17 protein-coding genes and 2 pseudogenes are annotated in these 24,164 nt (G+C 59.1%); 13 read left to right on the plus strand and 6 right to left on the minus strand.

Going from position 1 to position 24,164, the window contains the following annotated elements; genetic code table 11:
* The first annotated feature begins 328 nt into the window (after positions 1-328).
* The 4 genes from A3A5_RS0131790 to A3A5_RS0131805 all read left to right on the plus strand — a co-directional run bounded on the left by A3A5_RS0131790 (position 329) and on the right by A3A5_RS0131805 (position 5,287).
* The gene (locus A3A5_RS0131790) at positions 329-679 is read left to right on the plus strand and encodes a hypothetical protein (protein WP_035814133.1); all 351 of its coding nucleotides are present in this window, start codon (positions 329-331) and stop codon (positions 677-679) included.
* Between the two features lie 308 nt (positions 680-987).
* Entirely contained in the window at positions 988-1,299 is a 312-nt protein-coding gene (locus A3A5_RS0131795; RefSeq protein ID WP_026201334.1) for a hypothetical protein, read from the plus strand.
* A gap of 103 nt (positions 1,300-1,402) precedes the next feature.
* On the plus strand, positions 1,403-2,194 hold the full coding sequence (locus tag A3A5_RS0131800; RefSeq protein WP_018314488.1) for a YdcF family protein: 792 nt from the start codon (positions 1,403-1,405) through the stop codon (positions 2,192-2,194).
* A 450-nt stretch (positions 2,195-2,644) separates the two neighbouring features.
* Positions 2,645-5,287, plus strand: a complete 2,643-nt coding sequence (locus A3A5_RS0131805; RefSeq protein WP_018314489.1) for an EAL domain-containing protein — start codon at positions 2,645-2,647, stop codon at positions 5,285-5,287.
* 168 nt (positions 5,288-5,455) lie between these two features.
* On the opposite strand, the gene A3A5_RS0131810 is transcribed toward A3A5_RS0131805, so the two are convergent.
* Positions 5,456-6,355 (minus strand): LysR family transcriptional regulator, encoded by a 900-nt coding sequence (locus tag A3A5_RS0131810; RefSeq protein WP_018314490.1) that lies wholly within the window; start codon positions 6,353-6,355, stop codon positions 5,456-5,458.
* 113 nt (positions 6,356-6,468) lie between these two features.
* Here A3A5_RS0131810 and A3A5_RS0131815 point away from each other — a divergent pair, with 113 nt between their 5' ends.
* Positions 6,469-7,359: an aldo/keto reductase family oxidoreductase gene (locus A3A5_RS0131815; RefSeq protein WP_018314491.1), complete on the plus strand. Its 891-nt coding sequence runs from the start codon at positions 6,469-6,471 to the stop codon at positions 7,357-7,359.
* 133 nt (positions 7,360-7,492) lie between these two features.
* Positions 7,493-7,711, plus strand: coding sequence for a hypothetical protein (locus tag A3A5_RS0131820; RefSeq protein WP_018314492.1), 219 nt, complete (start codon positions 7,493-7,495; stop codon positions 7,709-7,711).
* Positions 7,712-7,883: 172 nt separating this feature from the next.
* Here A3A5_RS0131820 and A3A5_RS0131825 read toward each other — a convergent pair whose 3' ends face one another.
* The 3 genes from A3A5_RS0131825 to A3A5_RS43745 all read right to left on the minus strand — a co-directional run bounded on the left by A3A5_RS0131825 (position 7,884) and on the right by A3A5_RS43745 (position 9,763).
* Positions 7,884-8,213 (minus strand): DUF1484 domain-containing protein, encoded by a 330-nt coding sequence (locus tag A3A5_RS0131825; protein WP_018314493.1) that lies wholly within the window; start codon positions 8,211-8,213, stop codon positions 7,884-7,886.
* Between the two features lie 138 nt (positions 8,214-8,351).
* The gene (locus tag A3A5_RS42365; protein ID WP_081624032.1) at positions 8,352-9,536 is read right to left on the minus strand and encodes a reverse transcriptase family protein; all 1,185 of its coding nucleotides are present in this window, start codon (positions 9,534-9,536) and stop codon (positions 8,352-8,354) included.
* 32 nt (positions 9,537-9,568) lie between these two features.
* The gene (locus tag A3A5_RS43745; protein WP_157637348.1) at positions 9,569-9,763 is read right to left on the minus strand and encodes a hypothetical protein; all 195 of its coding nucleotides are present in this window, start codon (positions 9,761-9,763) and stop codon (positions 9,569-9,571) included.
* Positions 9,764-11,662: 1,899 nt separating this feature from the next.
* Here A3A5_RS43745 and A3A5_RS0131830 point away from each other — a divergent pair.
* From A3A5_RS0131830 to A3A5_RS0131840, 3 genes are read left to right on the plus strand one after another with little or no spacing between them, the layout of a single operon-like run.
* Complete coding sequence (locus A3A5_RS0131830) at positions 11,663-13,228, plus strand: recombinase family protein (RefSeq protein ID WP_026201335.1); 1,566 nt, start codon at positions 11,663-11,665, stop codon at positions 13,226-13,228.
* Positions 13,225-14,121, plus strand: coding sequence for a ParB/RepB/Spo0J family partition protein (locus tag A3A5_RS0131835; protein ID WP_018314495.1), 897 nt, complete (start codon positions 13,225-13,227; stop codon positions 14,119-14,121). The genes A3A5_RS0131830 and A3A5_RS0131835 overlap by 4 nt, the downstream gene beginning before the upstream one ends.
* Positions 14,122-14,123: 2 nt before the next feature.
* On the plus strand, positions 14,124-15,005 hold the full coding sequence (locus A3A5_RS0131840; protein ID WP_026201336.1) for a plasmid partitioning protein RepB C-terminal domain-containing protein: 882 nt from the start codon (positions 14,124-14,126) through the stop codon (positions 15,003-15,005).
* A 162-nt stretch (positions 15,006-15,167) separates the two neighbouring features.
* Here the strand turns inward: A3A5_RS0131840 and A3A5_RS45455 are convergent.
* Positions 15,168-15,281 (minus strand): annotated as a pseudogene (locus A3A5_RS45455) (EAL domain-containing protein); the annotation flags it as partial.
* Between the two features lie 38 nt (positions 15,282-15,319).
* Here A3A5_RS45455 and A3A5_RS45460 point away from each other — a divergent pair.
* The gene (locus A3A5_RS45460; protein ID WP_255343554.1) at positions 15,320-15,454 is read left to right on the plus strand and encodes a hypothetical protein; all 135 of its coding nucleotides are present in this window, start codon (positions 15,320-15,322) and stop codon (positions 15,452-15,454) included.
* Positions 15,455-15,640: 186 nt separating this feature from the next.
* On the opposite strand, the gene A3A5_RS0131845 is transcribed toward A3A5_RS45460, so the two are convergent.
* Positions 15,641-16,078 carry a DUF29 domain-containing protein gene (locus A3A5_RS0131845; RefSeq protein WP_018314497.1) on the minus strand — a complete coding sequence of 146 codons (438 nt, stop codon included), beginning with the start codon at positions 16,076-16,078 and terminating at the stop codon, positions 15,641-15,643.
* Between the two features lie 470 nt (positions 16,079-16,548).
* Here A3A5_RS0131845 and A3A5_RS0131855 point away from each other — a divergent pair, with 470 nt between their 5' ends.
* The 3 genes and pseudogenes from A3A5_RS0131855 to A3A5_RS42380 form a co-directional block, all read left to right on the plus strand.
* Complete coding sequence (locus A3A5_RS0131855) at positions 16,549-18,036, plus strand: NYN domain-containing protein (RefSeq protein WP_018314499.1); 1,488 nt, start codon at positions 16,549-16,551, stop codon at positions 18,034-18,036.
* Between the two features lie 53 nt (positions 18,037-18,089).
* On the plus strand, positions 18,090-23,222 hold the full coding sequence (locus A3A5_RS0131860) for a RecQ family ATP-dependent DNA helicase (RefSeq protein ID WP_026201337.1): 5,133 nt from the start codon (positions 18,090-18,092) through the stop codon (positions 23,220-23,222).
* Between the two features lie 722 nt (positions 23,223-23,944).
* Positions 23,945-24,164: pseudogene (locus tag A3A5_RS42380) on the plus strand (IS3 family transposase); the annotation flags it as partial.

Below are 24,164 nucleotides of genomic sequence, written 5' to 3' on the forward strand. Positions count from 1 at the left end.
GCAGCACAGAGCTGCAATGGCAGCAGCCCCTGTCCCGCGCCACCGTCATCAGGTCTTCGTCGATCCGGCGTAACAGGGCAAAAAACGCCGGCGTTTGTAGCAAGGCATGGCACACTGCTGAGGTCTCCTTCATTGCTCGACACAATAAAGGCGACATCTTCCCTCAGGCGCGTGCGCGCACGCTCCCTGAGGGAACCCCTCTAGCGTCCATCACCGTTCTTGCTCAAATCCCCGCGCTATCGGCATCACGAAAGCTGCTTATGCACACATGGCGCACGAGGTTTCCGTCGTAGATTGAAAAGGTACTGGTTCTCCAAAGAGGATGATCATGCCCCGACGCTACGCTGCTTGCCTCACTCTCGGCGCGCTCGCCGTGGCGGTCTCTACGGCCGCGGCGGCGCGCGTGGACGTTGACGTGAACGTGGGCCCCGCCCCGGTCTACGTGGCGCCGGCCCCGCCGCCGCCGGTGATTTATCAGCCGCCGCCGGTGGTCTATCAGCCGGCTCCCGCCGTCGTGGCCGGGCCGGCCGTCATCGTGATCGGCTGGCATGGCGACCGCTATTGGGACGGCCGCCGCTGGTGGGGCCGCGACGAGTGGAACCACCACCATCACCCGCATTACGACAAGCATCATCACAACGGTCACCACGGTCACCACGGGGATCACGACCACGACTAAGCGGCTGGTTGAAGCATTCCGGATGGGCGACCTTGCGTAGAAGCGGGCCGCCCAGGGCGATGTAGGCCATGCCTTCAGAGACATCCGGGGCGCCTTTCGTAGTCCCGAGCAAGCCTTTCGTTTCCTTGGCGACGGGGCTGCGGACCCTCCGGAAGCGCTGCAGGCAGGGTATCTCGTTGATGCCGTCGACATATCGCTACCCCACAATCTCTGACGCCTAGCCTCGTCAGCATTCTTTCGATGCTGATGGCCGCCGGGCTGAGCGAGGGTCACGCCAGCGCAGGATGCCAGGCGCCCGCTGGGGTCCCGTGCGGGATTTCGTCTGGACCGGCATATTCGGAACCTTCGCAACGATCCTGCTGGTGCCGCAGAGCAGCCCGTTGATCGGCGGCCAGATCCTGCTCGCCTTCTTGGACTCGCTGCCGGCGGCTCCGGCGGTGGTCAAACGGATGCGCGCACTGGTGAACGATGCCGTCACCGACCCCACCGTCCGCCAGGCGCTGGCGCGACAGGGGATGACGCCGCAGACCATGGCGCCGGCGGTCTTGCGCGCGCACAGGCTGGCGTATCGGGAGCGTCGGGCTGCATGGACCAGGACGGCGGACATCGAGCCTGAGTGACCGTGGCGATGGCCGCGCTCGATGCGCCAGACCGATGACGGTATGCTTCACGCCTCTGAGTTCAACGCACAGGACGATCTTGGCACGCACAACAACGCAGGGCATGACGAAGGCAGGCTCCCCATGGTGGCGCATCGGCCTGGCATTGGCTGGCGCATTGCTGGCTGGCGACGCCATCGTGCTGATGCTGATGGGCCTGTTCAACTTTGGCGTTGTCCTGCCCCTGGCGATCGGCGCTGCCTTTCTCGCCCTGTCATGGCGCTGGCACGCCGTGGCGCGTTGGCGCGCGGCGAGCCGGCGGCACCGGCGGATATGGGCGGCAGGCTGGACAGCGTTTGTCGCGTGGCTGGTCACGGTGGCACTGTTCTTCTATGGCATCCACAGCGGCACGGATGCCGCCAGGTTCAGCGGACCGCCGCCGGCAGCCATCATCGTGCTCGGTTCCGGCACGCCGAACTGTCAGGCCTCAGCCACGCTGATGGCGCGGCTGGACCAGGGGCTGGCACAAGCACGCCGCTGGCCGCAGGGCAAGGTCGTGGTAAGCGGCGGTCAAGACTTTGGCCTGCGCTGCCGCGAGGCCGACATCATGGCCGACTACCTGATCGCGCGCGGGTTGGCGCCGGACCGGGTCATCCGCGAGGGACGGAGTACCAGTACAGAGGAGAACATGGTGTTCAGCCGGCGGCTGCTTGAAGCGCAGGGCGTTGCGGCCGCAGAGCCGGTTGTAGTGGTGACGAGCGATTTCCACGTGCGCCGTGCGGTGCGGATTGCGCGGAAGGCGGGATTTGGAGCGGTGGTTGGGGTAGGGGCCGCGACGCCGCTCTATCTTCGATATAACGCCTGGCTCCGCGAATACTTCGCGGCGATCAGTGGGTGGGTATTGCAGGAGTATTGAATCCCGCCCGCACCTCCATTACTAGCCGCGACAATGAGAGCCTCGCCAATTTGGCAGGACTCCATCCTTGTCGTCAGCGCGTAGTAATGGGCAGGTCTCAAGACAGCGGCGCCGCAATGTCTGTGGCGAAAATGCCTTAGCCCCCTTTTGGGGGGCGTCAATCAGGCCGGAATGGCACATAGTTGCCATAATCCATGCCGGCCAGCCTTTGCACATTCGCGTGGTCGCCGATATACGAAGGCTTACTTCGCATGAGGCGGGCCATGTCCGGTAACGAGGCCCACGTGCCCACGAGTCCAGCGGGGCATGATCACGACGTGACGCTTTCGGCGCACACCGGCCCGGCTCCACGCGGTGAGCACGGGACTAGAGTGCGTGCTGCTTGTCTGGTTCGCTGACCTCGACTAGCCTGCTATCGATGTCGATTCTTCGCTGCGCTGCGATACCCTGATGCCAGAACGCTCGACCACCCGATATGGCAAGGCGCTGCAGCGCCTGCGCCAGGTCTTTTCCCCGTTGAACCTGGGGGCGGCGGCGTGGCTGATTGCAACATGGGCGTTCGCTGCGTTTCAGCTCGTGAGCGAGCGGGATCGCTTGCTGCACGACGCCGCGCAGCGTACCCAGGCGGAGGCCCGGGCGTTCGCCGCATACTCGAAATCCAACATCCTGCGGCTGTCCGAGTTCCTCCTCGACCTGCGGGCCAGTTGGCTGGTCAGCGAGCCGGGGTTCATCGACATGGTGCGTGAGCGTGAGAACCTGGTGGTAGACCTGTCGTTTCAGGTGTCAGTGATCGACAAGCATGGCCTGCTCATCTACTCGTCCATCGCCCCGCCCGCACCCGGCGAGAAGATCGACCTGAGCGGGCGCGAGCATTTCCGAGTCCATCAGAACGCGAACGGGCGCGACATGCTGTTCATCAGCGACCCGGTGAAGGGCAAGGTCTCGCGCAAATGGTCGATCCAGTTCACGCGCCCCATCCTGCGCGCGGGCAGCTTCGATGGGGTCATCGTGGTCTCGGTCAGTCCGGAGCAGTTCGCCAGCTTTGCGCAGGCGTTCACTAACCGCGATGGCGAAGTGGCCTCGGTCATCAAGACTTCCGGCCAGGTCATTGCGCGCGTGCCGGCCCTGGAGGGCACGCTGGCCAGGGCGGTCAGCAACAGGCCGTACCTCGCCAGCGACTCGCCCCAGTCTGGTAGTTATCGGGCAGTGTCGGGGTCCGAAGGCGTGGAGCGGGTCTTCGGCTACTACCGTGCGCCGGAGTTCGGGCTCAATTTCGTGGTGGGCGAGTCGGTCGGCCTGGTGCTGGCGCCCTACGAGGTTTATCGCCGCGTTACCTTGGCCGGCGCCATTGCTTCCACGCTGCTGCTTGGCCTGTTGTACTACAGCCTGCGCCGCTCCATAGCGGAGCGACGGCGCCATATGGAGGAGATGCGGCTGGCTTCGCTGGTCTATTCGTCCAGCAGCGAGGCCATGGTGGTGACGTCGCTTGATGGCACCATCATTGACGTGAATCCGGCCTTTGCCGCCGCCACCGGCTATACACCCGCGGAGATCAAGGGCCGCTCGGGCTATAGCATCAGCGGGGCAGGCAATGCGGCAGGGCTGGTCGAACGCCTGCGGGCCACCGTGGCAGCCAAGGGCAAATGGAGCGGCGAATTCTCGATCCGCCGCAAGGACGGCAGCGAGTTTCCCGCCTACCTGACTGTGGATACCTACCTGGCCCACGCGTACGGCGAGCGCCGCCGCGTTGCGCTGATCCATGACATGACCGAGAAGCGCCAGGCGGAGGAAGTCATCCGGCACCAGGCGAATTTCGATGCGCTCACGGATCTGCCCAACCGCCGCCTGTTCTTCGACCGGCTGGAGCAGGAGATTGAGCGTTCGCGCGGCACGCCGGATGTGCTGGCGCTGCTGTTCATCGACCTGGATCGCTTCAAGGAAGTGAACGATACCCTCGGCCACGACCAGGGTGACCTGTTGCTGCTGGAGGCGGTGCGGCGCATTTCGGCATCGGTGCGCGCGTCGGATACCGTGGCGCGGCTGGCCGGCGACGAGTTCACCGTGATCCTGCCCGCGGTGGGCGATGCCGGCGTTGCCGAGGACATTGCCCAGGCGATCCTGGAGCGGATTGCCGCGCCTTACCGCCTGGCCGGCGAGCTGGTGGTGGTGTCGGCCAGCATCGGCGTGGCCACCTGGCCCAAGGACGCCGACAACGCCGAGGCCCTGCTGGTGTGCGCCGACCACGCGATGTTTGCCGCCAAGGATGAGGGCCGCAATCGCTGGAAGGTCTTCACCCAGGCGCTGCTGCAGGCGGAGAGGGAGCGCCTGCGCATCACGCAGGACCTGCGCACGGCGCTGGCGTCCGGGCAGTTCGTGCTGCACTACCAGCCCATTGTCAATCTGCGCACGGGCAAGGTCTGCAAGGCCGAGGCCCTGATTCGCTGGAACCATCCGGTGCGCGGGCCGATCCACCCGGCCGATTTCATTGCCGTTGCGGAGGAATCCGGCCTCATCATCGACATCGGCCGCTGGGTGCTGACGGAAGCGCTGGACCAGCTTGCGCGCTGGCAGGTGCTGCTGGGCAAGGGCTTCCAGATCTCGGTCAACAAATCACCAGTGGAGTTCTGCGCGCCTGCAAGCGGGCCCGAGTCCTGGTCCAGCATGATCGAGCGCAGGAACGTGCCGGTGGGCAGCCTCGTCATCGAGATCACCGAAGGCTCGCTGATGGAGCAGAACGCCGATGTCATGGACCAGCTCTCCCGCTTCCAGGCGTCCGGCATCGAGATCGCGCTCGACGACTTCGGCACCGGCTACTCGTCCTTGTCGTACCTGCGGCGCCTGGACATCGACTACATCAAGATCGACCAGTCCTTCATCCGCTCGCTGACGCGGGGCCCGGACGACGTGGCCTTGTGCCACGCCATCATCAGCATGGCGCATGCACTGCGCATCCGCGTGATTGCCGAGGGCGTCGAGACCGAGTCGCAGCGCGACATCCTGCTGGCTGCCGGCTGCGACTACGGGCAAGGCCACTTCTTCTGTCCGCCGGTGGAGGCCAGCGCGTTCGAGGCCTTCGTGAGCGCCGTGACTTGAGGCGAGCGGCGTCCTTCGGTGCCTTGGTCGGGGGCTCGTCTGGGCTTCGTCCTTGCGCTTAGTTCCCGCGCTTAGTCCCTGCGCTTCTCTCGCATGCTGTCAGGCGACGTGGAAGATGGGAGAGCCGTTGGCGGCCTTGCAAAGGAATGAGGATAGCCTTTGGACGTGCTATGCCTCTCCGCTCGCCTTCAAGAAGTCCACAAACGCCCGCAACGGCGCCGGCAAGTGCCTTCGTCCCGGATAGTAAAGAAACGGCCCTGAGAACTTCTGCCACCAAGGCTCAAGAATCGGCTCCAGCGCCCCGCTTTCGAGATACGGCCTCAGCTTGCCCTCGAAGATGTGGATTACCCCAACGCCAGCCAGCGCCGTACTGATCGCCAAGTCGATCGACGCAGCAGGCCGGATCAGCAACCGGTGCGGCGGATCCAGCCGCAACGCCTTCCCATCCCGCTCGAACACCCACGGTGGCGTGGCGCCACTGGCGAACTGCCCGCGCAGGCAGACGTGCGAAAACAAATCGCGTGGATGCTCCGGCCTGCCGTGCCGGTCGAGATAGCCAGGCGTTGCCGCCGTCGCGAAGCATTGCACGCGCGGCCCGATCGGGACGGCGACCATGTCCTGCTCAAGCCGCTCCTCGTAGCGGATGCCTGCGTCGCAGCCGATGGCCAGCACATCGACGAATCCATCCTCGACCACGAGCTCTACGCGGATGTCGGGGTAGGCCTCCAGGAACGGCGGGAGGATGGCTGGCAACACCGTCCACGCGGCGCTCGATGGCACATTCAGCCTGAGCGTGCCGGAGGGCTTGTCACGGAAGGCGTTCAGGACGTCCAGCGCGGACTCCATCTCGCTGAACAGCGGCGTGAGCCGCTCGAGCAGGCGCAGCCCCGCTTCGGTCGGGGCGACGCTGCGTGTGGTGCGGTTGAGCAGGCGCAGGCCCAGCTTCGCCTCCAGGCGGCGCACGGCGATGCTGAGGCTTGACGCCGACACGCCGCTGATCCGCGCCGCATCCCGAAAGCAGCCGGCGCGGGCCACCGACACGAACGCGGCCAGATCGTTGAATTCCATACCATTGTTCAAATTTTGAAACAGCCCATTCAATCTAGGCCGGATTATCAAACACTGCAACGCCAACCATACTGGCGCCACCTGTTCAGCCAAACCGAATCAAGGAGAGCGCCATGTCCACCACGTCCCAACCTCGCCGCCCAGCCACCACCTACACGCTTGCCGGCCGCACCGTGAACCGCATGGGCTACGGCGCCATGCAGCTCGCCGGGCCCGGCGTGTTCGGCCCGCCGAAGGATCGTGACGCAGCCATCGCCGTGCTGCGCGAAGCCGTCGCGTCCGGCGTCAACCACATCGATACGAGTGATTTCTACGGCCCGCACATCACCAACCAGCTCATCCGCGAAGCCCTCCATCCTTACCCGGATAACCTGGTGATCGTCACCAAGGTAGGCGCCCGCCGCGGCGAAGACGCCTCATGGCTGCCGGCGCTTGAGCCGGAGGCCATCCGGCAAGCGGTCCATGACAACCTGCGCAATCTGGGTGTGGAGGTGCTGGACGTCGTCAACCTGCGGCTCATGGGGGATATCCATGCGCCGACGGAAGGCTCGATCGAAAGGGAAGTCACTGCGCTGGCCGAGCTGCAAACGCAGGGGCTGGTCCGCCACATCGGACTGAGCAACGTGACATCGGCGCAGGTGGCGCAGGCGCAGAAGATTGCGCCGGTTGTCTGTGTGCAGAACCAGTACAACCTGGTGCAGCGTGGCGATGATGCGCTGGTGGATGAACTGGCGGAGCAGGGGATTGCGTTCGTGCCGTTCTTTCCGCTTGGCGGGTTCACGCCGATTCAGTCGGCGGGGTTGTCAAAGGTGGCGGAAGGGATCGGGGCGACGGCGATGCAGGTGGCGCTGGCCTGGTTGCTGCACCGGGCGCCGAATGTGTTGCTGATTCCGGGGACTTCGTCGGTGGGGCATTTGAGGGAGAACCTGAAGGCGGGGGAGATTGTGTTGACGGATGCCGTTCTTGCGGAGCTGGATGAGTTGAGTCCAATCGGCGGACATTGAAGTCACTACTTGGAATGAATCCCCGAACGTGTCCACGCGCACCGAAGGAGCGAACAGAACGACATAGCTTAATTGTGTCAGCGCAAATGAATGTGCTCGAAGACAGGGCTTCAATCCAGCAGAGAGGGACGCAATGACTGACCACGAGGACAAAAAGACGGCCCCGCTCCCATGGCGCTGGCGCATTGCACTTGCCCGCATCCTTTGCGCTTTGGTGCTGGGTCTCGCCGGCTTTCTCTGGACCGGCTGGCTGATGGTCACCGGACGAGGGTGGGAAGCCATTCTCTGCATGATTGCAACGTGGGCATGTGCACGCCTTTTGGCCGGGGGCTTGTACGGCTACAAGGGATAGGCCGCAGCCTCCGCCGCAATTGAAATGCACCTGCCTGAGTAGGTCTCAGTGATCAACGGCTTGATCTTGACGGACATTGAAGCATCAACTTGCAGCACTACCAAAGCGGCGCGAGACCAATTGGCCCGCGCCGTTTTGCTTTCAGGCCCGCATTGCGCGGGCCTGCCCTTCGTCAGATAAGTGCCTGCAGGCGGTCGGCGCTTTCGATGAGCTGTTGCCTGAGCGGCAAAAGCAGGGCGTGGAGGCCGATGCATTCGGGGATGCTGTCGCTCTGCAGATCCAGCAAGGTCAGGGCGGACTGAAGGCCGGCGCTGACGCGCAGGATGTCGTCAGTGACTTCGAGGATGTGGTCCTCAAGGGTGACGGCGTTGCTGGGTGGGGGCGGGGCGGCTTTGGCTTGGCGGCGGAACTGAGCGCGGTCGGCTTTGGCCAGGTTTTCGGATAGTTGGGCTTGCTTTTGGGCGAGGGTGGGCTCTTGGGGAGCTGGGGTGGTGCTAGTCATTGCGACCTCCGTATATGTGGGATAGAGGCCCGCTGTCCGCTGTCAACCGGGGTGGGCGACCTCGCTCAAAAGCGCCTGCTATCTATGAGCGCTGAAGAGCCAGCCACCGGATCATATACCTTAAGTCGCCCAACCTTCCTATTCATGTTCATCAAGCTCCCTCAAGGTTTTCGTCGGCCTAACACTATTTAGACTCGCCTGCAGAGTTGCCGCAAGCTTTGGATGGCTGTTTCTGACTATTCCAACACAATACTGGAATCTATAAAATTTCTTAATATATCCCAGCTTGGAACGGTCGATGACCTTCTCGCAGAAGGCAGGAATAATCTTTCGAAGTCTTCTTAACTCTTGCTCGCCATAGATCGGCTTTATTTCTCTCAAGATTGAGCGCAACCGAGACGCTTCCCGATGCCCCACTCGTTGGAGTAAAGCCACTTTTCCTGACAAGGCGTGAAATTCCTGATGATAAGATTCATCCTCTCGCGCGTGATTTTCTAGCGCTCGCTTACTTAGTTGCACCACGTGCGCTGCTATATCCTCTCGCTTCTTCCTTGCTACCCTCGGAGCCCCTCGATTAAGCCATAGCCCGGTGACCATCATCAGGTCCTTTGGGTTGCTTCTCGTGAGAATTCTATATTTAGCTTCGTGGTGGTAGAAATTATATGCGCGGAGCATTTTAATGACATCCGTCGTCACCCTATCAATCTCAGACGGCATCATTGACTTCTCGGAGCTTATCGTTATGTCATCAATCAGACGGGAATACCGAAGCCCCTTCGCCCTGAGGCGGGCGACGAGCCTATATTCTTTGTCAAACATTACGACATTCGACAAATAGGTACTGGTCGGCGCACCTTGAGGTACGAAGCCATTTAAGGTCGTTAGCTTTGCCAGGATTTCAGCAACTTCTTTGGGAAAGCGAAATAACAGCTTAAAAGCCTGTGCAATCGATTGTTCCGAAATGGAAGGAAAGAAATCCTTTACATCTATCGCAATAGCGACGTGCGCACCGACATGAACGCCCGCATTTGACAGGAAATCACGCGGATCCTCTGCTTTGATTCCACCGTGAAGGTAAGGCGGAAAGACGAGATGCGCAAAGATGCGGGAGACGACTTTCTTTTGAAGTCGCTTTAACTCATCGTTTGGGTTGCAAAGTTGCCGCGTTTTTTTACCTACCGTCTTTTCAAAGATATGGTAAAAAGACTGAATATCGGCTGCGACTTGAAGCAAGCGCGACTCTGCTACATCTAGAGATTTAGCAAGCGCCGCTACGGAACCTATGGGATTGCTCTCGTAATATATTTTATCGTACGTGGCCATACGAGAAGACCAAAAGGGGAAAGAAGTGGGGATTACCAGAAGTAATACCTCAGCACGAGCTGAAATACACAACTAGCAGCAAAGAAAATCAGCCGTTCATACTTCTGCCAAAAATCTCTGCCGTTGCCGACGCTGGCGGGCTTATCATTGCGAATGGCGGCCTCCCGACCACTCACAACTGAGTTCTGAACAACAATAGTGGTTACGTTTACAACAATATTTGTCATGTGATACCTCGTTTTCGGTTATAGATTTGCAAGCAAATCCGCCTACACCTAAACGAGTCACGAAAGAGAGCAAATAACCCGCGCCGGCAACTCCCCACGCTTTCACGCCTACCTGATGTACACCTCAGATTGGCACCCGTACGCGCCAGGAGCGATCTCGGTTTCCCAAGCGTTCGCCACCAACGCCCCGGTCGTGATTACATTTACATGTAATCGCTTACCTTCGCAGATAAGCGAGGATCTCTCTCGACCTAAGCAACCACCATCAACTCAACCCTCAGGCATCCACCTGATTGGCAAAGTGTAGCGAAATTCCAAAGTGCCGTGAACGGGGATTGGAAAGCGCAACATCAATTTGTATCTATTTTTTCTCTACCTCGTAGGTAGGGTTGCAATTAAATTGCGAGTTGAACTATTTGGACAACTTGCCTATCGCAATCCGCATCGCAAGGCGTCCTTAGCTGTAGTGAATATATCGTGGCATTGGAGTTGACGACCTTCTATGCACCCCCGTGAGAACCTATGGTCTGCCGTCAGCTCGGCGAAGGAGTAAGCGGCATCGACAATTTTGGGAGCCAGCATTGCTGCCTCGGAAGCAGTTGGGGATATCCCGTCCACACTCACCCCCGCTGTGACACAAGTGCGGCAACGGCACTGCACTAATCAGCGCGCCCTATTGAAGTTTGTCGACGGGTCCAATGGATGGCTTCAGAGCATCGATGAGTACGCCACCTCTCCCGGCCCCGGTGTCCAAGCGAGGGAGCCGTACGATGGTGCTGGGCTATTGCCGGGAAAAGGCTTCACAAACCAAATCGGGTTGACACACCCCTGCACCGCGCGTTCTTCGATTTTCAAAGCAGAAAGGCCGCGCCCCATGAGGGACGCGGCCTTTCTGCAGTCGTGCGAAATGTTAAGGAAGTCGATCTGACAACCCACAGCAACCCACCAGCCCAGATCGCTTCACTTATTTGTGAAAAACATCAACTTTTCTGAGATCCTACAATAAGTGTCGTCTCACAAAATAATTGGCAAACGGCACCTTACAAATCATGGACTTACCCATCTTTTCTGTGAAGCACGTCTTCCACTATTTTCAAAAAAAGTGGAAATTTCCTACTGACATCACAGAATAAGTGGTGTCACCCGTCGGACGATCCTTCAACGAAAACTCTTAGGCACTGTCCTTCTCCCTGGGCTAGTTTTTCAGCGGTTGCTGAATAAGCCCCCGCCACCTCGCCGCATACTCGTTTCCTTCACTGGAGCGAATCATGAAAGCTATGCGACGGTGCGCCGCCTGCGGCCAATCCTTCCTGCCGCGTCCCCAGGTACCGAAGCAGTGCTATTGCTCGGACGCCGCCTGCCAGCGCGAACGTCGGCGCCGCTGGCAAAAGCAGCGCATGCGAGGCGATCCAGACTATCGCGACAACCAAGCCCGAGCGCGAAGCAGCTGGCTTATGCACCACAAAGACTACTGGTCCCACTATCGAACTGCGCATCCTGCGTATGTTGAGCGCAATCGGACGCTGCAGCGTTCCAGAAACCTTCGACGTCGATCGATTGCAAAGATGGATGTGTCATGCGCCCGAAGCCCGCTGCCATCGGGCATTTACACCCTGCAGCGACAGACGTCTGCTGGCATTGCAAAGATGGACGCGTGGACCGTGGAGATCGTTGTACTGCCGCGGGGCGGCCCTCTCCTGCCCATGATTGCAAAGAGATGACGTGAGGCATGTTGGTGCACGGCCTGCTACTGTGGATCCGTGCGCTCTCCCAGGGCAGCGAACGACTTCCAGAGGAAGACATCCGCACCTCCATATGGTCCACTGGTATCGGGCATCGCACCGGAAAAAGTGGCTCCAGGAGCGTGAGAGCGGGTTCGCACATTGGCTCGTGGTCATCATGACAGTCGATCAATTCACCGAAGCTGCGCCGGCAAGGGACGTAGCGCTGCGCGCCGTCGAATACGTTCGGATGTCCACAGAACATCAGCAGTACTCGACGGAGAATCAGCACGAGAAGATCCGCGAGTACGCCAACAAGCGGGGCCTAGAGATCGTCCGCACATACGCTGACGAAGGCAAAAGCGGGTTGAGAATCGACGGCCGCCAAGCACTGCAACGCCTGATCCAAGACGTCACTGGCGGCAACGTCGACTTCCAAGTGATTCTCGTCTATGACGTCAGCCGCTGGGGCCGGTTTCAGGACGCTGATGAGAGTGCGTACTACGAGTACATCTGCCGGCGCGCCGGTATTCAGGTCGAATATTGCGCAGAACAATTCGAGAACGATGGTTCGCCTGTATCAACTATCGTCAAAGGAGTCAAGCGCGCAATGGCCGGCGAATACAGCCGCGAGCTTTCAGCCAAGGTGTTCGCGGGACAGTGCCGACTGATCGAACTCGGATTTCGGCAAGGCGGTCCCGCTGGTTACGCTTTGCGGCGGGTCCTGGTAGACGAGCATGGCCTGATGAAGGCTGAACTTAGCCGAGGAGAGCATAAGAGCCTGCAAACCGACCGCGTCATTCTAATGCCTGGACCGGACAATGAGGTCCGGATCGTCAACTTAATCTACAACTGGTTTATCGATGAATCGCTGAATGAGTACGAAATTGCAGCGCGCCTAAATGGAATGAGGGTGCGTACGGATCTGGATCGCGAATGGACGCGTGCAACCGTTAGGGAGGTTCTAACCAACGAAAAGTACATTGGCAACAATGTCTACAACCGCGTTTCCTTCAAACTCAAAAAGGCGCGCGTGCTTAACTCGCCAGATATGTGGATTCGAAAGGATGGTGCGTTCAAACCGATCGTCCCTCCTGATGTCTTCTACACCGCGCAAGGCATCATACGTGTCCGCGCACGCCGATACAGTTGCGAGGAATTGATACAACGGCTTCGAAATCTCTACAGGAACCGTGGCTTCCTGTCAGGGCTGATTATTGACGAAACAGAGGGCATGCCATCATCTGCTGTCTATGCATACCGCTTTGGCAGCTTGATTCGAGCCTACCAGACTGTTGGCTTTACACCGGATAGAGACTACCACTACCTCGAGGTCAATCGATTCCTGCGCCATCTGCACCCCACCATCGTTACCCAGACAGAGCAGGCCATTGCCGATCTTGGCGGCTCCGTCGTCCGAGATCCTGCCACCGACATCCTGGATGTCAATCGTGAGTTCACCGTCTCGCTCGTCTTGTCACGATGCCAGCCACATGAGAACGGTCGAAATCATTGGAAAGTGCGATTCGATACAAGCTTGCTGCCGGACATCACGGTAGCTGTTCGACTAAACGAGCTGAACGATGTGCCGCTCGACTACTACCTCCTGCCGCGGCTAGATTTCGCGCAGCCTGGCATTCGCTTGGCGGAGCGAAACTCAATCGAGTATGAGAGCTATCGCTTCGACACGCTGGACTACCTCTATCACATGGCAGAGCGCGCCAAGCTGCGGAGGGCAGCATGACCATGAAGCAACAGGCGGGGGAAATCCGCATGATCCCGATTGATCAAATCGAGGTGATCAATCCACGAGAACGTAATAGTCGGGTCTTTGATGAGATCGTTGGAAACATCAAAACGATCGGGCTCAAAAAGCCGATCACTGTAACGCCTCGAGCTGGCTCTAACGGCACGGAAAGGTACCTTCTCGTTTGCGGTGAGGGTCGTCTAAAGGCATTTCGCTCGCTCGGTGAGACAACCATTCCGGCGATGGTAGTTCATGTCAGCGACGAGGACGCGTTCATTATGAGCCTCGCTGAAAACATCGCTCGACGGCAATGCCGCCCGTTGGAGTTGCTCGCTGGCATTCGGCAACTGCAAGACCAAGGGTACTCCCCCAAAACCATTGCTGAGAAGACCGGCCTGACGCAGACGTATGTCCAAGGCATATTGATGCTGCTACAGCATGGAGAGGAGCGTCTTCTCATCGCTGTCGAGAAGGGCAAAATCCCGCTGACTGCGGCACTTTCTATCGCTGGAGCCGGCGATGACGACAAGGCGATTCAGGCGGCACTGCAGGAGGCTTACGAGTCGGGAAAGCTACGTGGCAAACAGCTGATGACCGCCCGGCGCATCATCGAACGTCGGCAGACATTGGGAAGGTCGGCTGCCAGATACATGACATTAAAAAAAGCCGACGTCACGACGTCCAGCCTAGTTCGCACGTACGAGAGTGAGGTGGAACGACAGAAGGCCATGGTTCGAAAGGCCGAGTTCACGCAGCAGCGCTTGCTGTTCGTCGTTGGCGCCTTTCGTCAGCTATTCGCCGACGAAAATTTCGTGAACCTCTTGCGCGCTGAATCACTGTCCACATTGCCTCAATACCTTGCCGATCGAGTCTGGCCAACCGGGGGTTAGCCATGACCGGCGTAACACTTGGCTTCGTGCCAGAATCCCTCTCCGTACCGGTAATTTGCATTCTGCCTTCGCGCAGAACACCGGCCGGAATCGCCAACACACGAAAGTTCAAACAAATCCGGTCCTCAATCGAGGAAGTTGGTCTAATAGAACCCCTTTCCGTAACCGCAGTCGACCACCAGTCCGGCCATCATCTGCTGCTCGACGGCCATATCCGGCTGATGGTTCTACGAGAGCTTGGCATTGTTGAAGCGCCATGTCTCGTTGCAACCGATGACGAGGCATACACATACAACAACCGTATCAATCGCCTGGCTACAGTCCAGGAGCACTACATGATTCGCCGTGCGATCGATCGAGGTGTCTCGCCGGAGCGACTGGCAAAGGCGCTCTCAGTCGACGTTAGCCAAATAATAAAGAAGGTCAATCTGCTCGATGGCATCTGTCCCGAAGCAGTCGAACTGCTGAAAGATCGGCAGTTCTCGCCAGAGGTCACAAGAGCCATCAAAAAGATGAAGCCAACCCGCCAAGTAGAGTGCGTGGAACTGATGGTCGCTGCAAATAATGTCTCCGTCGCCTATGCGGAAGCGCTATTGGTCGCGACGCCTGCTGTTCGACTCGTCGACGGCAAAAAGCCGAAGAGGCTCACCGGCGTGACCCAAGAACAGATGGCAAAGATGGAGCACGAGATGAGTAACCTGCAGGAACAGTATAAGCTTGTGGAGCAAACCTATGGGCAAGACGTATTAAACCTCGTTCTCGCTCGAGGATTTTTGTCGAAGCTCCTCGAAAACGATTTCATACTTAAGTACTTGAGCAGTCACCAGCCAGACCTTCTTCGGGAATTTCAATTGATTCTGGAAATTACGTCGCTCGATCAGTAAGGCGAGTTCACCTACTGGAACCTGGTATGGCAGCGGTCTGTCAACCCTCCTTCGTGCCCATCCGATTGACAAAGGACAGCGGGCCTTTCTTACCGATGCAAGGAGGTTCGTAATACAACCCACCAAAGCCCAACTAACCCAAAACCTAGCCAAAGCCGACCGCGCCATCGCAACAATCGCCCGCAGGATGGCACTGTCCCGCCGGTGCGCATCGATCCCAGCAAGAAACGACCGATCCACCTTCAACGTGTCCACCGGCAACGTCTGCAAATACGTAAGCGACGAATATCAACGGTTTCGACCAGGAGTCGTAAATGAACGTCAAGATTCGAACCTGCGTGCCCGGTCTCGTGGTCTTCATGCACGATGAAGGCAAGCTGACCGAAAACATTGGTGCCTTTGAACCGCTTATCAACAGCGATCGTACGTCCGCAGCAAGGTGCTGTTAGGCGCCTTCCCTACTTTCGCGGGGTCGGAGGGGATACTCGGGACGCTAGACAATCGAGGGTAGCAAAGCCTAACTTCCGACTGTGTACATTGCCAATTTTGGGAGCGAATGAGGAATATATGAAGGTTGAAATCGTTTGGGTAGTACCACCGCAGGCTATTGGAGGCCTAGCTTGCCCCGTAATTCCTTACTCAGGATGAAACTCCTGCGACAGTACGTTATCGACTGTCCACGGCAGCGCCTCCGGGAGCACGTCGAGGTCAAGGCCGGCTTCGTTATTCGCGATGCCACGAGCCTTTGACCAGACAATATCCAGCCATGCATCGTCATTGAACTTGGCGCCAAGGCTTGGAGCTTCATTCAGGATATAGGCAACTTCCTTGCGCTGCGTGCCAATGGTGAACTGCCGACTCTTGCTTCGCCTTGACGGCTCAAACTGCCACTTCAAAAGATGAGCCAAAAGAACTGCCATCCGGCTCGTGAATTCGCGCTGCTCGCTTTTTCCCACGTCCTCAATCTCGTCCGCGATGTGCAAGGCGTCGATGGCCGACAGCTTGCCTGCGCGCAGCAAGGCAGCTTGCTCGCGTGCCCACGCTACCACATCCGTCTCGTAGCTCGTGCCCATGGCATGCCCCATCCTAAATCTAACCTAATGATAGATACACATGTGCGTCGCATCAATTGTATTTATGCGCCTTGCTGGGCGTGAGTGATCACTGCATCGGCGCAGCCTTAAGGCATACACTCTCAGGCACAGCCATGAGCGATGAGATGGTGCAGGTCGTGATCCGCAACATCGAAATATGGTTTTCTTCAGAGAATGGTAGTGACGAATCGGCGCGATTCGATTTCCTGTGTCCGATGGGGTTCGAGCGTTAAGTAGACACGGCGTCGGGCAGCATGCCGCTGGTCTTTAGGCCAGTCCGGGCGACTTGGCTGCCATCGCCTCAATTGGCCCCGAAATCTCAGGCGGGTTAATATTCGAGGGCTGCAAGATAAGACTCATGACTACATACTCCGAAGTCACCTCTCCCATTTACGCGGCTGCTTGCCAAGCGTATGCAACGGGCCGCGTTGCGACCGAGAAAAGGTAAAATGAAGAGCGCGCTTTTTGTCGACTTCGACAACGTCTATTCCGGTCTCAGGCGACTTGACCCCGCCTGTGCTGACCGCTTCGCCCGCCACCCTGCACAGTGGATGGAATGGCTGATTGGGTCGCTAAAGTTGCCGGATCACACACCAGAGGGGGCAAGGCGCCGCGTCCTTGTCCGCCGTTGCTATCTCAATCCACAGGCGTACCAACGGTTCCGCCCGGCCTTTAACCTCTCCGGATTTGAGATCGTCGATTGCCCGGCACTGACAAGTGAGGGGAAGACTAGCACCGACATCCACATGGTGCTGGACATTGTCGAGCTGCTGCAGCATGAGGCGGGATACGACGAGTTCATCGTTTTCTCTGCCGACGCAGACTTCACGCCAGTCCTGCGGAAGCTACGCCGCTGGGACCGTCGTACGACAGTTCTTGCCATCGGCTTTCCGTCGGCCGCGTACCGCGCATCTGCCGATCTCCTGATCGATCAGGATGACTTCGTCCGCAATGCCCTTGCAAATTACGACGATGCAGAGGTGCGACCTGCTCCCCCTGAATTAAGAACATCCCCTACGGATGCAGCGGAAAGTGCATTCAGAATGCTGCGCCAGACGGTGGCCGAGTCCCAGGGGCCGGTGCCCCTGTCTCGCCTAGCGTCGCTCATCCTTTCGAAGGTCGACGGCATCGACGCCTCATCTTGGGCGGGGTTCGGCAGTTTCAGGGGCCTGCTCGAGTCCAAGGGCGTGCTTCCCCTTGAGGTTTGTTGGGAGGGCGGTGGTTACGTCCGCGACCCCAAGCGACATGCCGCTCCTGCCCCGGCGGGCCGCCAGAATGGAGCTGACGGCGACACGCTCGTCAACGCGGCGACTAACTTGGTGAAATCTGAGGTGGCCAAGGCTAGGCAGCCAATTCAATGCGGAACCCTGGCGAACTTGATAATACAACGGCATCCGCAGCTTGCCGCGGACTGGAATGGCAAGGGCACGTTCCGCAAGTTCGCTGAATCCCTAGATGTCCGTCCCGTCGTGTTTGACTGGTCGGTTTCCGGCGGATTGGCCTCCGATCCGGCGAGAGTAACCCTAGCGCAGCAATCGCCAGAGGATTGGGGCGAGGCGCGGCAACTTTACTCGGCCGCAAGGATGATTCACGAGGTCACCGGAACGCCCCTGCTTTCCCCAACGAAGTATCAAGTTCTATTTGGATTCATCGAGGCTGACTCCGTCGCCCATCCATTCCACCTGATGGAAACCGCAAAGCGTGTTCGCGATCTTTGTAAGGCGGCTGAGACGCCCATCAGTCGATCCGACATCAACCATGTCTTGCGCGGCCTCCTATTCCGCGGCCACTCGTTCGACGCCGGGCCAAATGACGCTCCGATTCTCGGTAGGAAGCTGGTCGACAACGTGAAATCGCTCTGTCTTCGTGAACAAATGGAGCTTGACGATGTAACGGTCGCTGCAATCGAGTCTTGGCTTGGCGGCAGGCCCTCGTAGCGGGAAAATTCGCCGGAATTGGCAAAAATAAGAACGAACGAAGGTCAAATTCTATGAGGGACGACGAAGCCAGGACGGAAGTGGAAAACAGCTTCTCACCACGGTGCGCATCAATCGATCTCGAAGTAGGGATCGAAGATAAGCGCATTCACCAGTTTGCGGCAGTCCGCGGCGACACGGGCGAGGTCCTAGTCCATCGCCGTGGGGATCTTGCGGCGGCGCTGGAAAAGCTCGATACATTTTCGCAGACCTGCGCGTTTCTCCTCGGGCATAACCTGATAGCGTTCGACCTCCCTCATCTGGCGGCGGCGAACGCAAACCTGCGTCTGCTTGGCATGCCCGCGGTCGACACATTGCGGCTCAATCCCCTGGCTTTCCCGCGCAATCCCTACCACCATCTTGTCAAGCATTACCAGGATGGCCAGCTCAAACGTGGCCGTCTCAACGATCCCGAACTGGATGCCCGGCTGACCCTGGAGGTGTTCCGCGACCAGCGTCAGGCCATGCAGCAGCTTAACAGTGCCAATCCCGACTATCTTGTCGCGTGGCATTGGCTCACCACCGCCGACGAACCGGGTTCTGGGCTGAATGCTTTCTTTGCCTCGATACGCCGCGCGCTTCGACCGACGGACGAAGAAGCCACTGCTGCTATCGATCGTCTGTTGGCGGAGGAAAGCTGCGCCACGCATCGCAGCCGCATCGTGGCAGATGCCAAGCGCGAAGGTTGGGGGCTCGCTTATGCCATCGCCTGGCTTTCCGTAGCAGGAGGCAACTCCGTGATGCCGCCCTGGGTGCGTAGCCAATTCCCGGAGGCCGGTAGGCTGGTCAAGTTGCTTAGGGACACGCCCTGTAACGCCCCTGACTGCACATGGTGTCAGCTACGCCATAACGCAGACAAGGAACTCGTCCGCTGGTTCCCGTCATTACCCGGATTCCGACCGGAGCCAGTCGATGAAGACGGCAATCCACTGCAACGGGGCATCGTCGAGGCCGCAATGCGTGGCGAACATGCACTCGGCATCCTGCCCACTGGCACGGGCAAGTCAATCTGCTACCAGATCCCAGCGCTGTCGCGCTTCAACAAAACTGGGGCGCTGACAATAGTCATCTCGCCCTTGGTGGCACTGATGGCTGATCAGGTGTCCGGCCTCGAAGCGAAGGGAATTACTTGCTGTGCAGCGGTCAACGGCCTTCTCTCAATGCCCGAGCGGGCCGACGTTCTGGACCGCGTCCGGCTGGGCGACATCGGCATCTTGATCATCTCGCCCGAACAATTGCGCAACCGGGCCTTGCGCAAGACACTCGCGCAGCGTGAGATTGGAGCATGGGTTCTCGACGAAGCGCACTGCCTTTCCAAGTGGGGCCATGACTTCCGGCCGGACTACCGCTACGTCGGCCGTTTCATTAAGGAAAAGGCCGGCCAGGGGCCCGTTCCCGCGGTACTCTGCCTAACAGCCACCGCCAAGCCGGATGTCGTTGACGACATCATTGGGCACTTCCGCGACAAGGTCGGCGTCGAACTCAAGCCATTCAACGGTGGGGCTAATCGCACTAATCTCGATTTCTCGGTGGTGCCCACCACAGCGGAGGCAAAGTTCGAGCACATCTCGAAGGTACTTGCAGCTGCTCTCCCCTCGCACGGTAAGGATGGCGCAATCGTCTACTGTGCGACGCGCAAGAAGACGGAGGAGGTGGCTGCTGTCCTGCGCGAGAAAGGCATCCATGCCGAACATTTTCATGCCGGACTTTCGCCGGAAACGAAGAAGAGTGTTCAGGAGCGCTTCATCAACGGCGCGCTACGGGTAATCGCTGCAACCAATGCCTTTGGCATGGGCATCGACAAGCCCGATGTCCGACTGGTAGTGCACGCGGACATCCCCGGCTCCCTGGAGAACTACTTGCAGGAAGCTGGCCGAGCGGGACGCGACCGCAATCCAGCTCGCTGCGTGCTGCTGTACACGGTGGACGACGTCGAGAGGCAGTTTGGCATGTCCGCACGTTCGCGCCTGACACGCGTAGAAATACAAACCGTCCTACGTTCGCTGCGCAGCCTGGACCGCAAGAAGCGGCTCGACGGAGAAGTAGTCGCCACGCCAGGGGAGATCCTAGCGGAAGACCAGGAAGGGAACTTCGAGCGCGACTCTGCCACTGACGACACACGCGTGCGCACCGCCATTTCCTGGCTGGAGGAGGCCATCCTCCTAACCCGCGAGGAAAACCAGGTTCAAATCTTTCCCTCGTCTTTGCGTGTGAACTCGCTCGACGAAGCCACGAAGAAACTAGCTGGAACACCGCTGGCCGATGCCTATCGCCAGCAGCTGATGGCCCTGGTGGGGGCATTGCTGGATGCCAGCGCCGACGCGGGCATTTCCACAGACGAGTTGATGGGGATTTCTGGCCTCAGCGCCGAAAAGATCCGCGGCGCCCTCTTTGACCTCGAGCGTCTGGGCATTGCCAGTAATGACACTGCTTTGACCGCCTTCGTCCACACTGCCGTGGAACGCTCCTCGTCAAAGCGGTTGGAGGAGACGGAGTCCATGGAGCAGACTCTGATCCAAATGCTGCAAGAAGCGGCTCCAGACCTTCATAAGGACGAGCCCTCCGTGCTTCATTTGAGGCGCGCGGCTCAGCATTTGAAAGACGAAGGACACCCCAATGCCCTGCCGGAAAAGATCTGGCGCCTCGTGCGCAGCATCTCCAATGACGGTCGCACGGAAGACAACGGCGTCGGCAGCATGCGTATCCGGCGGCTGGACGCAGAGAGCATCCAGATACAGCTCCAACGTCCTTGGGACAAGCTAGCCTCAACCGCGAATCTACGCCGGGCCGCAGCGAGACATTTACTTGCGCATCTTCTCTCCTGCCTGTCACCTACAGCCCGCGGCACAGACCTGCTGGCAGAGACAACGCTGGGCAAACTTCTGTCGGCATTGGAAGCCGACCCGGCGTTGTGTGGACAGGTCAAGGAACCTGCCAAGCTACTCGACCGCGCTCTGCTGTGGCTGCACGAGCAGGAAGTCATCCGCCTGAACAAAGGCTTGGCGGTCTTCCGGCCCGCGATGACGATCCGGCTCGAACCGGACAAACGCGGCTTCCTGAAAGCAGACTTTACGCCTCTGCAGTTGCACTACGACGAACAGGTCACGCAGATCCATGTGATGGGAGAGTACGCGCAGCGCGGTCTCCACGCCATGCCGGAGGCCTATGAGCTAGCCAACGACTACTTCCGCTTAACACGGGACGCCTTTCTTCTGCGTTGGCTGCCCAATCGGGAAAAGGAGCTATCTCGACAGACCACACCGGATTCTTGGCAGCGGATCGTGGACGCGCTCAACAATCCGGCACAGAAGCAAATCGTCACCGACGACCGGGAGCAGACCAATGTGCTGGTGCTTGCCGGCCCAGGATCTGGCAAGACGCGCGTTCTGGTGCACCGCATTGCCTATCTAGTCCGCGTGCGGCGCGAGAATCCAAACGGTATCCTGGCTCTCGCCTATAACCGTCATGCGGCCGTGGAGATACGCCGACGTCTTGCCGGCCTAATCGGTGACGATGCTAAGGGTGTCACCGTTCTGACGTGCCATTCGTTGGCCATGCGTCTGGCGGGCGTTAGCTTTGCCGGGCAGGCCGACAAGGTCAATGACGACCGATTCAAGGAAGTGCTGGAGCAAGCTATCAAACTGCTTGACGGTACCGACCTCGCGCCGGAGGAAGCGGACGAGCAGCGCCAGCGACTGTTGGCGGGCTTTCGCTGGATTCTCGTAGACGAGTACCAGGACATCGGCCCAGCGCAGTACCGGTTGATCTCCGCGCTTGCAGGGCGTACTTTGCAAGATGAAGAAAACAAGCTCACCCTCTTCGCGGTAGGCGATGACGACCAGAACATCTACAGCTTCGATGGCGCATCGGTGGAATTCATTCGCCGCTTTACAGACGACTACCAGGCCAAGCCGCAGTTTTTGATCGAGAACTACCGTTCGAGCGCCAACATCATTGATGTAGCAAACGCCCTCATCCAACCGGCTTCCGAACGCATGAAGGCTGAACATCCGATTACCATCGACCGTGCCAGGCGGCGGCTGCCGGCAGGCGACGCCTGGGAAGTACGCGACCCAGTCGCGCAGGGCCGGGTCCAGGTGCTGCCTGCGGGTGAGTCCACAGCTCGGCAGGCACTGGCGGCGATCACTGAGCTACAACGTCTGGCCGCGCTCGACGCTGACTGGAAATGGAGCAACTGCGCGGTGGTCGCGCGCGAATGGCGGCACCTGGAACCGGTTCGCGCTTACTGCGAACACCTCGGCATTCCAGTCCAGATGGCAGACAACGAGGCAACAAAGTTTTGGCAGTTGCGTGAAACGCAGGCCCTTCTGGCGTGGCTGCGCAGCAGCGAGCGGAAGCTCATTGACAGTCATGCAATCAACCTCTGGCTGGACACGCAAGCCGACGGCCCGTGGTGGGAATTGCTGCGCGAGGCGGCGCACGCGTACGAACTGGAGACGACAGGAGTTGAGTTGCCCGCTGGCCACTTCATTGAGTGGCTGGCAGAATGGGGCCGCGAAGCCAGACGCCGCCAGAGCGGCCTTCTCCTTTTGACCGCGCACAGCTCAAAAGGCCTCGAATTCGACTATGTTGTGGTGCTCGACGGCGGATGGGAAAGAGTTGGAAAGAACGAGGACCAGGACGCGCCCCGCCGACTGTACTACGTCGCCGTAACGAGGGCAAAAAGCCTCCTCGTACTCTGCCGCTTAGCTGGCGGCAACAAACTGATCGATGCGCTTCCGGCTACGAGCGCGATAATGCAGCGCTCACCGGTGGCTCTGCCAGAACCGATGCCTGCGCTTTCTCGACGATATCAGCGCCTCACCCCAGCTGACGTGGACCTCGGCTTCTCCGGTCGCCTCGCTCCAAGCCATTCCATACATCAAGCGATCTCAGCATTGCGTCCCGGTAGCACGCTCGAGGTACGGCGCGACACCGACCGATGGGAATTAATGGATTCGTCATCCAAACTCGTGGTCGGGCGATTGTCGCGTGGCTACACCCCGCCGCTGGGATTGGCCCGTGTCTCTGCGCGCGTGCATGCCATCATCATCCGTAGATTGGATGATGAAGATGAAGGATTCAGGCGGGCTGTTCGTTCTGCGCAGTGGGAAGTCGTCTTGCCGGAGTTGATATTCGAGTCGTAGGTCGATGAAAACGAACATCGCGCACGAGTACGACCATCGAGCATCTGGATCGGCAGCGCAGCGACCACTCTTCAGTAGAGATCGCCGCCTTGCGGACTCGGATGGACGACAAACTGCCTGCACGCAATAATCGAAACTCCCTCACCGAGGAAATGGGCCTCTTGGAGCCATGAGCATTCATAAGCTGAAAGATCCTGATGCTGTCAAGCTGGCACTTGAAGAGTTTATGCAGCTCGGGCGGACAGCATTCCTGGACAAATATGGGTTCGGCAGGGCACGGGAGTACATGCTCAGAGATCCCCTTACAGGGGATCTCTACGATTCGAAGGCGATTGTGGGAGCTGCCTACGGGTATGCGTTTCCTGACGAAGGACCACTGAGCGCTGACGTCTTTTCCGGCGGCGAAGCAACCGTGGAACGCGTGCTCACAGACCTTGGCTTTGAGGTGGTGCGTGTTGGCCAGGAATGGAGCAGAGCAGAGGTGGAGGCCACGGTGCGCGACTACTTCCAGATGCTGTCTTCTGAATCCCAGCAGCTGCCGTATAGCAAGAGCGAGCATAACGCTCGCCTTCGGTCACTACTCAAGATTCGAAGCAAGGGTGCCGTCGAACTTAAGCACCAGAACATCTCCGCGGTCCTGCATCAGTTGGGGCTTCCCTACATTCAAGGATATGAATCGCCCCGGGTTTTGAGGAGGCTCCAACTCTTGCGAGAATGGAGCCATGAACAAGCAGATCAAGCATTCCCCCGAAGTCCAAGATCGGGCTGTTCGCCTGGTGCGAGAGCAACTCGGCGAGCATCCTTCGCTATGGGCGGCGGTCCAGGCCATCGCCCCAAAGATTGGGTGCTCGGCCCATACATTGTTGAAATGGGTCAAGCGTGACCAGGTGGATAGCGGCGAACGCGACGGCGTCACGACGGCAGAGCGAGAGCGCATCAAGG

The organism is Cupriavidus sp. UYPR2.512 (genome assembly GCF_000379565.1).
Classification (GTDB): Bacteria; Pseudomonadota; Gammaproteobacteria; order Burkholderiales; family Burkholderiaceae; genus Cupriavidus.